Origin of the sequence: Streptomyces sp. SID13666 (assembly GCF_010548325.1) — a bacterium.
GTDB classification, from domain to species: Bacteria; Actinomycetota; Actinomycetes; order Streptomycetales; family Streptomycetaceae; genus Actinacidiphila; species Actinacidiphila fildesensis.
The window spans coordinates 70,789-86,124 of record NZ_JAAGLX010000013.1 but is presented as its reverse complement, the minus strand read 5'-3'; the positions used below and the strand labels follow the sequence as shown (position 1 = coordinate 86,124).

Below are 15,336 nucleotides of genomic sequence, written 5' to 3'. Positions count from 1 at the left end.
CGGGCGATACGCCACCACCCGCCCCACGACCGGTGGCCGGTGCTCCGGTCCGCTGACCGGAACGCGGCATGACAGGGGGCTCCCGTCACTCCCATGCTGCAGACCGTCAGTCCGACTCCTTCGTGGGATTCGGCGATGTCGAAGCGGGGGCGGGTCATGAGCGACGGAGCGGATTCCACGGTGGAGGGTGCGGTGCTGTCGCTGCCGAAAGGCGGCGGTGCGGTCGGCGGCATGGGGGAGACGTTCACTCCGGACCTGTTCACCGGGACGGGGAATTGCACGGTGCCGATCACGGTCCCCGCCGGCCGGCTCGGATTGGCACCGCACCTGTCGCTGGGATACAGCACCGGCAACGGGAACGGGCCGTTCGGCCAGGGATGGCAGCTGAGCCTGCCGGGGGTGTCCCGCAAGACGTCCCGAGGCATTCCCCGATACGCGGACACGGAGACGGCCGGGCCCGCCGGGCCCGGGGCGGACCGGGCCGATGTGTTCGTCCTGTCGGGGGCCGAGGATCTGGTGCCCGTCGACGGTGGCCGGCCGGGCCGGGTGCGGTACCGGCCGCGGACGGAGGGCCTGTTCGCGCGGATCGAGCACGTCAGGGACGCCTCCGGGAACTACTGGGAGGTCCGCGGGAAGGACGGTCTGCTGACCCGTTACGGGACGCCCCGTCCGGCCACCGCGGACGCCACCTGGCGCGACCCCGCAGTGGTCGCTGATCCCGATGACGCGAGCCGGGTCTTCGGGTGGCGGATCACCCGGACCGAGGACGCGCTGGGCAACGTGATCCGCTACGACTATCTGCGCGACCACGGCCAGGAGGCGGGGCACGCGTGGGACAGTCCGCTGCTCGCCCGGATCTCCTACGCGGACTACGGAGACCGGGCCGAACCGTCGTTCCTCGTCGCGGTGGACTTCGACTACGAGTCGCGGCCCGACGCGTTCTCGGACCACCGGTCCGGGTTCGAGGTGCGGACGTCGTTGCGCTGCCGCACCGTCCGGGTGACCACCCACGCCGCGGACGGCATCGCCCGGGTGGCCCGGGAGTGCCGGTTCACCTACCAGCAGGCCGCGTTCAACGGTGTCTCACTGCTCATCCGCGTCGACGTGGTCGGGATCGACGGCCAGGATCTGCCGCCGGGCCAGGACCCGTTACTGGAGAACCTGCCGCCGCTGACCTTCGGGTACTCGGGGTTCGATCCGGCCGTGCGCCGGTTCGAAGCGCTGGCCGGGCCGGCCCTGCCGACGGCGTCGCTGGGCGACCCGACGCTGGCCCTGGTCGACCTGCGGGGGACGGGACTTCCCGACCTGGTCGAGTTCGGGGCCACGAAGCGTGTCTGGCGCAACGCCGGCGGCGGTCGGTTCGAGCTTCCCCGGCAGATGGCCGAGGCACCGCCGGTGTCCCTCGCCGATCCCGGGGTGCGGTTCATGGACGCCGACGGTGACGGCCGCGCCGACCTGGTCGTGCCTGTGGTGACCTCGGGCGGCCGGACTTCCGGTGCGACCGCGGGCTACTACCCGATGACTTTCGCGGGCGGCTGGAGCCATCGCTCGTTCCGGCCCTACCGGCAGTCGCCGTCGGTCCGGCTCTCCGATCCGAACGTGAGACTGCTCGACCTGGACGGTGACGGGCTCACCGACGTGCTGCGTTCGGGTACCCGCCTGGAGTGCTGGTTCAACGATCCCGACCCCCGCAAGGCGTGGCAGCGCACCTCACAGAGCACCGGACCGCTCGTGGATCTGGCGGATCCCCGGGTGCGGTTCGCGGACATGACCGGCGACGGACTGCAGGACATCGTGCTGCTCCGCAACGGGAACATCGCGTACTGGCCGAACCAGGGCCATGGCCGCTGGGGAGCGCGGGTGACGATGCGCCGGTCGCCCCGGCTGCCCGACGGCTTCGATCCGCGCCGGGTGCTGCTCGGCGACGTCGACGGGGACGGCGCGGCCGACCTGATCCATGTCGACCACGGGCGGGTGCTGCTGTGGGGCAACCAGTCCGGCAACGCCTGGACCGAAGAGCCGGTCACCATCACCGGCACTCCGGCCGTCACGGGAAGCGATTCGCTCCAGCTGTCCGACCTGTACGGAACCGGGATGGCCGGCCTGCTCTTCAGCCGGGCCGACGACGGTTGGGGGAGGCCGCACCTGCGCTTCCTGGACTTCGCCGGTGGCGTCAAGCCGCATCTGCTGACCGGTATGGACAACCACCTCGGAGCCACCACCCAGGTCACCTACGCGCCGTCGACGCAGGAGTACCTCCGTGACCAGCACCATCCGGAGACTCGCTGGCGCACCACCCTGCCGTTCCCGGTGCAGGTGGTGTCCCGGGTCGAGGTGAGCGACGCGCTCTCGGGCGGCCGGCTGACCACGAAGTACCGCTATCACCACGGCTATTGGGACGGCGTGGAGCGGGAGTTCCGCGGCTTCGCGATGGTCGAACAGCTGGACAGCGAATCGTTCGGGACGGCGCCCACGACAGGGCCCGGCGCCGTGCCGGACGGGCACTTCTCGCCGCCCACCCTCACGAAGAGCTGGTTCCACCCGGGACCGGTCGCCGCCGTGGAGGCGGGGGAGTGGACCGAACTGGATCTGCGGCACGAATACTCCGGCCTGGACGTACCGATGCTGTCCCGCCCCCCGGGGCAGACCGCCTTCCTGGCCGCCTTGCCCCGAAGCGCCCGCAGGGCCGCGCTGCGGACGCTGCGCGGACAGCTGCTGCGCACGGAGCTGTACGGTCTGGACGGCACCGACCGCGAGCACCGCCCCTACACCGTCACCGAGACGATCTCCGGGGTAAGGGAGGAGTCTTCCGTGCCGCCCGGGGGCGCGTCGACGGACGTCCGGGAACGGATCTTCTTCCCGTTCAGCCTCGGCAGCCGGACCACCCAGTACGAGCGCGGCGACGACCCGATGACCCGGTTCACCGTCCCCAGCGGCTACGACGGGTACGGCTTTCCGGCAGGGGAGATCTCCATCGCCGTTCCCCGGGGCCGCGACCCGATGGCCGCCGTCACCGCCGCACCGCAGCCGTACCTGGCCACGTATGCCACCACCGAGTACTCCCGCCGCGACGACGCCGACCACTATCTGGTCGACCGGGTGGGCCGGACGACCAGCTACGAAGTGGTCAACGACGGCGGGCTCAGCGTCGCGCAGCTGCGCGACGCGATCCTTTCCGGCCCGACGGAGGCCGGTCTGTCGCTGCGCGTGATCGGCCACGCCCGCACGTACTACGACGGCGACGCGTTCACCGGACTGCCGCTCGGTACCCTCGGCAACCACGGGCTGCCGGTCCGCACCGAGTCCCTCACGTTCACGGATGCCTTCCTCAACGCCCTCTATCCGCCCGGCGACCCGCTCACGATCGGCCCACGGCCGGTCTACCTGACCCTCGGCGGAGCCACCGCGTGGACGGCGGAGTACCCGCCCGAGTTCCGCGCGGCGCTGCCGGGTCTCGCCGGCTACACGCACTACACGGACACCGACGTGCCCGGATCGCCCGGCGGGTACTACGTGACCGGCGCCCGGCGCCGCTACGACGTGCACGTCGCCGGCCGGGTGCCGCGAGGACTGCCGGTCGCGTCGCTCGACCCGCTGGGCGCGCAGAGCCAGATCGTCTACGACCAGCACGACCTGCTGCCGGCCCTGGCGACGGACGCCGCCGGGCTGGCCGGCGCGGCGGTGCACGACTACCGGCTGCTGCGGCCCCGCGAGGTGACCGACCCGAACGGCAACACCAGCACCGTGACGTACTCGCCGGCCGGGTTCGTCATCGCCCAGTACACCCGCGGCAAGAACGGCGAGGGCGACCGCACCGCGCCCGCGACCCGGATGACGTACGACCTGCTGGCGTTCGCGGAACGCGGCACGCCCGCGTCGGTACGCACCGTCCGACGGGTGCACCACGACACGGAGGCCGATGTGCCGGCCGGGCGACTGGACGACGTGATCGTGTCCGTGGAGTACTCCGACGGGTTCGGCCGGACGCTGCAGTCCCGGACCCAGGCCGAGGACACCCTCTTCGGCGACCCGGCCTTCGGCGGCGGCGTCATACCCGCCGGGGACCTCGCGGCGGTCGGCGAGACCACCGGCCGCGCCCGCGGACCGGCCGACCCCGACAACGTGGTCGTCTCCGGCTGGCAGATCTACGACAACAAGGGGCGGGTGGTGCGGAAGTACGAGCCGTTCTTCTCCACCGGCTACGACTACGCTCAGCCGGCCGACGCCCCGACGGGGCAGCGGACCACCATGTTCCGGGACCCGCGCGGTCAGGTCGTGCGCACGCTGAACCCGGACGGCAGCGAACAACGGGTCCTGTACGGAATCCCCTCCGACCTGGGCGTTCCCGAGGTGTTCGCGGCGACTCCGTGGGAGTCGTACAGCTATGACTCGAACGATAACGCGGGCCGGACCCACGGCGATGCCGCCGCGGCGTACCGCGGTCACTGGAACACCCCGGCCAGCGCCGAGAATGACGCCCTCGGCCGCACCGTCCGCACTGTCGCCCGCAACGGCGCGGGCGCCGCCGACCAGCTGGTCGTCACCTCGGCGTACGACATCCAGGGCAATCTGGCCTCGGTCACCGATCCACTCGGCAGGACCGCCTTCACCTACCGCTACGACCTGGCCCAGCGACGCTGGCGGATGGACGGCAGCGACTCCGGGCGTCGTGACACGGTGCCCGATGCCCTCGGGCAGGCGGCCGAGAGCCGTGACGCCAAGGGCGCGTTGACGCTCGGCGCCTTCGACCTGCTGCACCGGCCGAGCCGGGTGTGGGCCAGGGACGACCGGACCAGCGGAGTGACGTTGCGTCAGCTGGTCGAGTACGGCGACGGCGGAACCCCGTCCCAGCCCGCCGCCGACCGTGCGGCCGCCCGGGCACTGAACCTGCTCGGCAAGCCGGTACGCCACCATGACGAAGCAGGCCTGGTCACCGTCACAGCGGTCGACTTCAAGGGCAACGTGCTGGAGTCGAACCGCCGGGTGATCGCCGACGCCCCGGTCCTCGCCACCTACGCGGCGGCGAAGAACAAGGGCTGGCAGGTGGTGCCCTTCCGGCCCGACTGGACACCCGGCCCCGGCCAGACCCAGTCGGCACACGACACCGCACTGCTCGAAACGGCCGGTTACGTCACCACTTCCGGCTACGACGCGCTCAACCGCATCGTGCGTCATCTGTTCCCGACCGACGTCGAGGGTCGCCGCAGGGAACTGCGTCCGACGTACAACAGGGCGGGCGCGCTGGAGGCGGTCGCTCTCGACGGCGCGGCCCAGGTGCAGCGGATCGCCTACGACGCCAAGGGGCAGCGAGTGCTCGTCGCCTACGGCAACGGCGTGATGACCCGGTACGCGTACGACGCGCACACGTTCCGGCTCGTCAGGCTGCGCAGCGACCACTACACGCAGGCGGCCGGTTCGACGTACCGGCCGTCCGGAGCCGCGCTGCAGGACTGCGGCTACGACTACGACCTCGCGGGGAACCTCCTCGCGGTCCGTGATCGGGCGCCCGGCAGCGGCATCCCGAACAATCCCGACGCGCTGGCCACGAGTGACCCGGTGCTGCGCAAACTGCTCGGCAGCGGTGACGCGCTCAACCGGCAGTTCACGTACGACCCGGTGTACCGGCTGCTCTCGGCGACCGGCCGCGAATACCAGTCGCCGTCCATCGGTGACCCGTGGACCGACCTGCCGCGCGGCAGCGACATGACGAAGGCCCAGTCGTACGCCGAGTCCTACGGCTACGACGCGGCGGGAAACCTGCTCGCCTTCGCGCACCGCGGCACCGGCGGATTCAGTCGGGCGTTCACGGTCACTCCGGGCACCAACCGGCTGCAGCGCATGGACAGCGGGACCGCGCCGTACGCCTACGGGTTCGACGCCAACGGCAACACGGTCTCGGAGACCACCTCCCGGCACTTCGCGTGGGACCACGCGGACCGTCTGAAGGCGTTCGCCACCCAGACCGAGGGCGCCGAGCCCTCCGTGCACGCCCAGTACCTCTACGACGCGGCGGGCAGACGGGTGAAGAAACTGGTACGCCGCCAGGGCGGCGCGGTCGAGGTCACGCACTATCTGGACGAGATCTTCGAACATCACCGATGGGCGGCCGCGGCGACGACCGCGATGCCGGCTGCCACGCCCGGCCCGGCGACCGAGAACAACCACGTCCATGTGATGGACGCCCGCCAGCGCGTCGCGCTGGTCCGGATCGGCCCCGCACATCCCGCCGACCAGGGACCTGCCGCCGCCTACCACCTTCCCGATCACCTCGGCAGTTCCACCGCCGTCATCGACCAGACCGGCGCCCTCACCAACCGTGAGGAGTACAGCCCCTATGGCGAGACCACCTTCGGCAGCTTCACCCGCAAGCGGTACCGCTTCACGGGCCGGGAACGCGACGAGGAGAGCGGTCTCGCCTACCACCGCGCCCGCTACTACGCCCCTTGGCTGGCCCGCTGGCAGTCCGCCGATCCCGCGGCCGGGCAGTCCCTGACCAACGCGTACGACTACTGCCTCGGCAACCCGCTGCTCCTCACCGACCCCGGAGGCACCGAACCCGGCGCCGGAGGGAGTATGGGCTGGGACACCGACCGCAGTGGGAAGCTCGACTCCAACGAGGTGTTCAACGGCATTGGGTCGACCACGGAGAAGGCCGGGACCGCCTTCCTGATGAATCCTGGCGCGGCCAGGTTCACCCAGGACGGGGCACTGGCACGGGACGCGATTCTGGCGGTCCACTTCGCCAAGGAGAACGCCGCCGATGCCCGCGCGGAGGCGCAGGACGCCGGCACGCTCAGGATGTGGGCCGACGGCTCGGCCTCGACCAGAGCGGAACGCAAGGCGTATCTGTTCCGGGTGGAGTTCTACGCCGGCGCGGAGATCCGCAACGGCATGGGGTTGGGCGCCATTTACTACGGTGTGACCGGCGACATGCAGGGCGCGAACATGGTGAACGGCCTCTTCAGTGCGGTCGGCGGCGTCGCGGCCGACACCAACCAGTTCCGGGCGGTCGGCGCGGGCGTGGGGGTCGCGTCGCGACCGAGCATCGAACCGGTACCGGAGCGGCCCGCGGCTGCCGAGGCCCCGGCCCCCGCCGTCAGCGGCCCCGGAATCGCGCCTTACCGGGAAGCGGGGGGACACCACATCCACCAGTCCGCGGCGTACGCCCCGGCCGGCACCACGTCCCGTTCCGGCAACCCCAACCACCAGGCGGCCCTCGCCATCGAACAGGGCGTGGCCGGATTCACCCACGACCAGCACGCCGCCGTGACCGCGTTTTCGCTCAATCTCAACCGCGCCCAGAACGGCGCCGTCGTCAACCGCACCAACGTCGGAGGCGTCCAGATCGGCGTCTCCGGCAACGGGACATGGACAGGTACCCCTTCGCAGCACTTCGAGGACATCAAGGCCTTCTACGGCGCGCGGGCCGCCGCCTGGTCCCCCGACGCCTCGCTGGCGGCGGCGAGCGCGTCCCGCGCCCAGATAGTCGCAGCGGGCCTGCAGCCGGTCCGTGTTCCCAGCAGATGAGCAACTACAGCAGTAGGAAACGGAGTTGTTGTGAAGGACCTTGAGCATGCAGCTGGGGACAGCGGGCCGGTGGAGTCCATCATCGAGCAGCCGGGACCGACGCCCGACCCCATCAAGCAGTCGGTGAGCGTTTCCGCGCCGGCCGGGCGGGTGGTGGCGGGAATTGCCGCCACGGTGACGGTGGATGCCTTCCGAGGTGCGAGCTTCAGATGGGATTTCATCAACGGGAAATGGATATCGACTCCTCTCGTCGTCTACGTGCAGACAGCCGTCAGCGTCGACGGCGTCGAGAAGGCACGGGAGAACCGGAGCGGTGGAGACTTCGTTCTGACGTTCCCGACGCCCGGTACCCACACGGTCGCAGCTGAGGCGGTCACCGACAAGGGGGAGATCGTCCGCTCCGGTCCGGTCAACGTCCAGGTGGCGGCGGCGGTTCCGCCGGCCTTCACGGTGACGGCGCCGGCCGAGGGTGCGGTGGTCGATCTGGGGGAGAGCCCTGGGACGGTCGACCTGAAGGTCAGCATTCCGGCCGACCAGTTCTTCCCGGTCACGGTCAGTATCGCCCTGGACGGTCAGTTCGTTTCGGCAGAGACGATTTCCAGCACCCAGTACCAGAAGACCCTCAACCTCAGCTCCATGCCGCTGGGACCGCGGCCGATCGCGGTGACCGTCGGCGACCAGAACAATTTCTCGTCGACAAAGGTCCGCACGATAACCGGCCGTGACATCGGACTGCCCCGCGCGCCCGTCGTTCCGCAGTCCGACGCCCTCGGTGACAAGGACGGGAAGGGGACCGCGCACATCAGCGGAACCGCGGAGGACCCCCAGAGCGGGATGATCGGCGGAAAAGCGGCGGTGGCCTGGGCCCTGAGTCCCGAAGGAACCAGAACGACGGCGCAGGCACTGACCCCCGGCGACTTCCGCAAATGGCTTGCCGACGTGCCGCTGAAAGGGTTCGGCGCGCACACGATCTATGTGTGGGCGACCGACGCGGCAGGCAACACGATGCTCAAGCCGACGGAGTTCCCGGTCGTGGTCATCAGCGACTTCAAGCCGAAGACGCTGGAGGAGCGGCTCAACGAACGGGAGTATCTGGTTGCCCTGCTGTCCTTCGCCCAGGAGCAGGTCAAGGTTCCGGGACCACCGGAGGCGTCGCTGGACACCGCCACCCTTGTCCGTGTTCTGGGCCAGCCGCTCGACCGGCTGAGCCAGCCGCTGTCCGCGGCCGCTGACCAGGGCAACGTCGACATCAACCAACTGCGTGTGCCCGTGGAACTGCTCCGGGCACGCATCGCGGCCACCGGGACCCCTGCCGGGCCCGGAGCGGCAGGCGAGGAGGCCTACCGCAATGCGGCGTACACGTCGCTGCTCGCCGCGGTGGGCACCTCCTACGCGGAGCTGCGGCTGGTCCGGGGCGCCGCGCCCGCCGTTCGCCAGGCATTGGCGGCACGACTGGGCATCCGGTTGTCGGCGGCCAAACCCGATGAGCTGGACCAGCTGGTACTGGATGGCCCGGGCCTCACCGAAGCGGCGCTGGAAACCCTCTTCGGTCTCACCTCCACCACCCGGTCCGACCCGCTGCGTACGCCATCGACCCCGCTGCTGCTCACCTGGCAGTTGGCCGGGCTGGCGCTGTCCTGGGCCGATCAGGACCAGCACCCGACGACGCCGCGGGCGTACGGGGTGCTCGCCGACCCGGATGTGATCAGCGCCGCCGACGTCATCGAGGGTCCGAACGGTGACCCCGTCCGGCTGTTGCTGACGCAGCGAGCCGGGACGCTCGCCGGCTACGAGCAGATGCTCGACGCACTGCGCGTCAATGCCGCCACCGCGATCCTGGGACTCACGGCCATGGTGACCCAGGCGTTGCCCGGTGCCGACCTCGCCCGTTGGGAGAGCAAGGAGAACCAGGGCGCCGACATCAGTGGCCTGCTCGCGTCGGTCGGACTGAGCCGCCCCGGTTTCCTCCTCCTGCGGAAGCTCGCCCGGCTCGCCGCCACCGGGAACCTCTCGGCCGCCGAGTGGAAGGACGCCGTCTCGGTCCTCACCGGGGCCCACAAGCGCCAGCTGTTCCCGGTCTGGACGACCCAGGAGACCGCGTTCGCGCTCTCCCCCGACTACTTCGTCCTCTCCGGTGCCGGTCCGCGGGTCAGCACGTACCGCGTCGACAGCGATGCCCGTCACGACTGGCAGTCCGTGCTGCGCAGCCGGACCACGCAGCGCGCGGACATCATCGAAGGGAACGGGCAGGCAGTCATCGCGGCCGAGCAGGTCGCCCTGCCGATTCTGCGCGACGCCCTGCTCGACGACCTGAAACCCACGACCACGGGTGTCATCGGGGAGGAGATGACGGCCCTGTTCCTCGTCGATGTCCTCGCCGGCGGATCGCTGCGCACCACCCGCGTCAAGCAGGCGCTGGAGAGCATTCAGTCGCTCCTGTCCGCCAAGAGATCCGGCGAGATGCTGCCGACGCATCCCGCGTTCAGCTGGAGACTCGGCAACCCGGACACGTTCACCCGCGCATGGGTCTGGATGGGCGAAATGGGAAGCTGGCAGGCCGCCACCACGGCGTTCCTGTTTCCCGAGCGGAATCTCGACCCGACCCTGCTGGTGCCGCGCGGCAGGCCGCAACTGGCCGCCTTCTTCGAGGCCATCCGCGGGCCGGGCGTCTTCAGCGCGCAGAAGGCCGTGAAAGCGGCGGGCGACTACGCGGGCTCGGCCTTCAAATATCTTGATCCCCCCAGGTCGGCCACGCACCAGGACGACCTCAGGAGGCTTCAGGTGGGCAGGCCGGACGCGGAGAACCGGGAGACCTTCTGGGCCGTGCCTCTCCTGCTGGCCCAGCGGCTGCAGACCGCCGGTGACTACCGTGCGGCGCTCGACTGGTACTGGCTCGTGTACCCGTACGACGACGGCGTGGCCAAATCCTGCTACCTCCGGATCGCCACCGAGACAGCGGTCCGCCCCGATCTCAAATTCCCTCCCCAGTGGACGGAGAAGCTGGATCCGTTTGGGCTCGTGGACAACCGTCCGGCCCCCTACACCCGTGCCACGCTGCTGGCGGTGATCCGGTGCCACATCGACTTCGCGGACTCCGAATTCAGCCGCGAGACGGATGAGTCGGTCGCCCACGCCAGGACCCTCTACCTCGCCGCCCGCCGACTGCTCTCCGTTCCCGCGCTGCGCCCGCTCGAGCCGATGAATCCCGGTGAGCCGATCCTGCCGATCCCGGAGCTGGAGTCGCTGTCGGCGCGGGTGAACGTACAGCTCGCCAAGTTGCGTCAGGGGCGGAACATCGCGGGCATGCCCCGTACGCAAGGTGTCGTCGGGACGATCACGGTGAGCCAGCCCACGCCCTTCCGCTTCAAGACGCTGATGGAGCGGGCGCATCAACTCGTGTCCCAGGCAACCCAGATGGAGGCGGGCTACCTCGCCGCACTCGAGAAGTACGACGATCGCAGCCTGCGGGCCTTCGACGCGGGCAAGGGGATCGATCTGACCAACGCACAGATCGGCCTCGCCACCAGTCGGGTGACGGAGGCCAACGACGCGGTCAAGGCGGCGGCAGCCCAGCGTGCCAAGGCCGACGTCATGGTCAGGACCTACGAGCGGCAGATCGGTCTGCCGCCGAACCAGTACGAGCGCGACCTCCTCGACCAGTACGGCGAGATGAGATCCATCCGGAACACCATCAACGCCGTCGACACGGCGGTCGGTGTCCTGCAGCAGGCGTACAACGCGGCTGACCTCGCGGGTGCGGTCTTCTCCGGCGGCGCCAGGCCGGCCATAGCGATGTCCATCACGGCCGGACTTGTCGGCAGGGGCATCTTCCAGGCCAACGAGAACACCCTCCAGGCACGGATGGATGCCAACCAGCTCAAGGCCGGCATCGAGCAGCACAAGGACGAGTGGCGCCTGCAGAAGACCTCTGCCGAGCAGGACTCACTGGTCGCGGCCGCGCAGATGGTGACGGCCAACGACCAGGTGACGATAGCGACTCAGGAGCAGGCGATCGCCACCCTCCAGCGCGACCAGGCGACAGCGACGCTGAAGTTCCTCAACGACCAGTTCACCAACGCCGATCTGTATCTGTGGATGAGCAACACGCTCGGCGGGACGTACCGGTACTTCCTGCAGCAGGCCACCGCCACCGCGCGGCTGGCGCAGGCGCAACTGGCCTTTGAGCGGGCCGAATCGGCCCAGACCCTGATCGGCAACGACTACTGGCAGACGCCGGCCGAGACGACCGACACCAGCAATCAGGTCAATCGCCGGGGGCTGACCGGAGCGGAACGGCTCAGCCAGGACCTGAGCGGCCTGGAGGAGTACGCCTTCCGGTCGGAACGCCGGCGTCTCAACCTGTCCCAGACGTTCTCCCTCGCCCAGCTCATGCCGGTGGAGTTCCTGGAGTTCCGTCGTACCGGATCCATCGCCTTCGCCACCCCGATGTCCCTGTTCGACGGTGATTTCCCCGGTCAGTTCTGCCGGATGATCAGCCAGGTACGCGTCAGCATCGCCGGGCTCTTTCCGCCGGAGCGGGGCGTTCGCGCCACGCTGGCCTCCAACGGCATCTCCCGGGTGACCACCCGGCAGGACAGCGGCTTCAAGGACATCGTGGTGCGGCACGACCCCGGAGTGGTCGCTCTGACGTCACCGGTCAACGCCAGCGGGGTCTTCGAACTCGACGCCCAGGCCGACATGTTGCGGCCGTTCGAGTCCAGCGGCGTGGACACCACGTGGGAACTCCACCTTCCGCCCGCCGCGAATCCGATCGACTTCGCCGCGATCGCCGATGTGATGCTCACGATCGACTACACGGCCCTGTACGACGACGGCTACCGCAGCCAGCTGATCAACCGGTTCAACGGATCCCGGGAGCGCGGTTCGGACCGGGTGTTCAGCCTGGCGACCGACTTCCCCGACCAGTGGTACGACCTCAACAACCCCGCAGACCCGAAGGCCCGCTCGGTCACGCTCAACCTGCGGGACATCGATTTCCCGGTCGGGATCTCGGGCCTCGTCACCTCCGCGGTCGCCGTCCGGCTCGACAGTGGTGAACCGGTGCCCAACACGCTGCTGTCGCTGCGTCGCATCAAGGGCGGTGGAAGCGCCACCACCACGGAAGGCACGGCCAGCACCCGGCGGGGCAACGCCGCGACCTGGGCCTCGCTCTCCGGAACCAGTCCCAGGGGAGACTGGCTGCTCGGATTCGGCGAGGACGCCGCTGCTCTGTTCGACGCCGGCAAGCTGGACGACATTCAGCTGGTCATCAGCTGGACCGGGCAGGGACCGGCCTGGACGTCCTGACCCGATGACCATCCGCCCGGACGGGCGGCCGCGCACAGCGGCTGCCCGTCCGGGCGGTGCGATGAACGTCAGGCGAGCCAGCCGTAGGGCAGCCGGAGGACGGCGGCCACACGATCGGCGACGACCGGAGCGTGCGGTGGAACGCCTCCGTCGGCAAGGCCGCGGGTGAGATGGAGATGCAGGGACTGGAGCGTGGCGAAGGTGTTGAAGGCCCAGGGTGGAACGGGGCCGGGGCCGCCACCGTCGAGGGCGTCCGTCACGATGCCCAACCAGCCGGTGGCCTGTTCGGCCGTCAGGTCCGGAGCGAGCAGGATACGGCTGAGCGCGTGGGCGAGACGGGCATCCTCCAGCTGCGCGTAGCGGTAGGCGGTGTGTTCGGCCGTCATCCGGCGGGCGCACAGTTCCAGCAGTTCGGTGCGGCGGGCGGGCAGCGCCTGTCCGAACGCGGCGGCCGCGTCGGCGCCGTGTGCGACGGCGTGCAGCCAGCCGAGGGAGTCGTCCCAGCCGCGGGTGTCGCGCTCCGACGGGTACCAGGAGGCGAAGCCGGCGTACCAGCGCTCCGCGGCCGTCTCCGGCACCGTGCCGGGGGCGGCCTGTCCGCGGGTCAGAACGCACCGGAGCACGAGGGGCGCGAAGGTCCTGGCCTGGATCTCCCGATGGGTGAAACGGTCCGCGGCGGTGTCACCGAGGTCCTCCAGAACCTCGTCGAGGTGACCTTCGCGTATCCATCGCGCGGCGGCGGTGTAGGCGTGCTCGTCCCGGACTTCGGGGTCGGGGGACACGAGCATGGCCGACAGCTCGTCGCCCAGCCGGGCGGCCGGTACGGCGGCGGGGAACGGGAAATCCGTGGCGGCGATCGACGACCAGTCGACAAGATCCGTACTCATCGCCCGAGCCTTCCACGCCCCTCGAGGACCGGCAAGGAAAGCGATCGGCTTTCGGTTCCGCCTCCGCGCCGCGAGATGAGCCTCAACCCCGTGGGCCGGGCGTACTACGACCTGTCCACGTCGCGCTGCGTACGGAACTCACGCTCCGCGGTGCTGAACTCGAGTGTCGTCGGAACCGTATTCCCTGCGAAGCCGGGGTGCGGGGTACGAGCCGGCGTTCGGTCAGGGTGGGCGGCGCGCGCGGCCGTGGGGGTCGGTCGACGACACCACGGGGGGCGCCGGCAGCGTGGTGATCGCATCGAGACGGGGGTCTCATCGATGAGGCAGTTGAACGAGCCGTTGAACCGGCCAGGCGCGTACGAGCCGGAGACAGGGGTCCTGGCGGATCTCCCGCCGTGGGCCGGCGGGCGTGGTGTGCTGCAGGGCGCATTCGGACTGCTGGGGGCTGTGGACCGGGCCGGGGAGGCAGGACTGACGAGGCTCGCGTCGGAGTGCGGGCTGCCCAAGACGACCGCGTACCGGCTGCTGGAGCAACTGGTCGCGCTGAACGCCGTCGAGCGGTGCCACGGGGGATACCGGATGGGTCCGCGCATGTTCCAGCTCGGGCAGGAGTGGCAGCCGCATCCCGGGCTGCGGGCCGCGGTGCGGGAGCCGGTGCGCCGCCTGCTGGGTGCGACCGGCGCGACCGTGGGCATCAGCGCGTTACGCGAGGGTCAGACGCTGGTACTGGACTGGACGCCCGGCGAGAACACGGTGGTGCCACCGCCACGCAGCGGCACGGTCTGGCCGTGGTTCACCGCGGCGGGCAAGGTGCTGGTGGCCGGGGCGGACCGCGCTCTGCCGCTCGACCGGCTCCCCGCGTCCTGGCCTCGCGAAGCGGCGGCGATCCGGGACCGCGGTGCCGCGTTCGACCGGGAGGAGGTGGTGCCGGGAGTGTGCTGTGTGGCCGTTCCGCTGTACGCCGCGGACGATGTCCCGGTGGCGGCGTTGTGTGTCCTGACGCATCCCGCACAGCATCTGGAACGGCTCGCGGATGTCGTGCAGCGGACGGGCAAGGCCATCAGCGCGTCGCTGCGCGTCCGGTGAGCGGGTCCGCCGACCGGCACGGCGCGTGGTGCGTCATCGGTGCTCGGGCGCCGGCTCGGCGTCGTCGGCGAGAGCGGCACGTACCTGCTCCCGCGCAGCCGGCCGCGCCGGGACGTCAGGACGTGCGGCGCGCCGCAGAAGGCGGCCGGGGTGAGCGGCTTTCCGGCGAGGGGGTGCCCGCGCCGGACCACGGCGACCATCTCGTCGGTGAACGACGGCGACCATCTCGTCGGTGAACAGCGTCTCGACGAGGGGTTCGGGCGCCGGTGAGGTGATGACCCGGATCTCCAGGTCCGCTGTCCCGTCGCGCAGGACGAGGTCGTCGTCCGCCCTGGTGTGCGCACATGTGCGGATGCATCGGCACTCTCTTCCTGCGGCGCAAGCAAATGCGGCGGACGGTTCGCTGGGGCTGATGACCTCCGGCGAACCCGGCCCTGCGAAGTGATGGGTGCCCTCTTCGCCGCGGGCAGGCCTCTTCACCTTGGACGGGTGGGCTCCTATCATCCGGTCAAGGGGGACTTTCCATGGC

At 70.3% G+C, this 15,336-nt stretch carries 5 protein-coding genes; 4 read left to right on the top strand and 1 reads right to left on the bottom strand.

Going from position 1 to position 15,336, the window contains the following annotated elements; translation table 11 throughout:
* Positions 1-156: 156 nt before the first annotated feature.
* Together G3I60_RS18935 and G3I60_RS46815 are read left to right on the top strand one after the other, a co-directional pair.
* On the top strand, positions 157-7,527 hold the full coding sequence (locus tag G3I60_RS18935; protein WP_164294120.1) for a SpvB/TcaC N-terminal domain-containing protein: 7,371 nt from the start codon (positions 157-159) through the stop codon (positions 7,525-7,527).
* A gap of 69 nt (positions 7,528-7,596) precedes the next feature.
* Positions 7,597-12,834: a neuraminidase-like domain-containing protein gene (locus tag G3I60_RS46815; protein WP_164294119.1), complete on the top strand. Its 5,238-nt coding sequence runs from the start codon at positions 7,597-7,599 to the stop codon at positions 12,832-12,834.
* Positions 12,835-12,902: 68 nt separating this feature from the next.
* On the opposite strand, the gene G3I60_RS18925 is transcribed toward G3I60_RS46815, so the two are convergent.
* The gene (locus tag G3I60_RS18925) at positions 12,903-13,721 is read right to left on the bottom strand and encodes a DUF2785 domain-containing protein (RefSeq protein ID WP_164294118.1); all 819 of its coding nucleotides are present in this window, start codon (positions 13,719-13,721) and stop codon (positions 12,903-12,905) included.
* A 318-nt stretch (positions 13,722-14,039) separates the two neighbouring features.
* Between G3I60_RS18925 and G3I60_RS18920 the strand changes: the two genes are divergently transcribed.
* Positions 14,040-14,807, top strand: coding sequence for an IclR family transcriptional regulator (locus G3I60_RS18920; RefSeq protein ID WP_138356638.1), 768 nt, complete (start codon positions 14,040-14,042; stop codon positions 14,805-14,807).
* Between the two features lie 39 nt (positions 14,808-14,846).
* Complete coding sequence (locus G3I60_RS18915) at positions 14,847-15,077, top strand: hypothetical protein (protein WP_164294117.1); 231 nt, start codon at positions 14,847-14,849, stop codon at positions 15,075-15,077.
* Positions 15,078-15,336 lie beyond the last annotated feature (259 nt).

Bases quoted from the DNA above. Each gene is read 5' to 3' on its own strand.
- G3I60_RS18935 (WP_164294120.1), top strand. From the start codon at position 157: ATGAGCGACGGAGCGGATTCCACGGTGGAGGGTGCGGTGCTGTCGCTG.
- G3I60_RS18925 (WP_164294118.1), bottom strand. From the start codon at position 13,721: ATGAGTACGGATCTTGTCGACTGGTCGTCGATCGCCGCCACGGATTTC.
- G3I60_RS18920 (WP_138356638.1), top strand. From the start codon at position 14,040: ATGAGGCAGTTGAACGAGCCGTTGAACCGGCCAGGCGCGTACGAGCCG.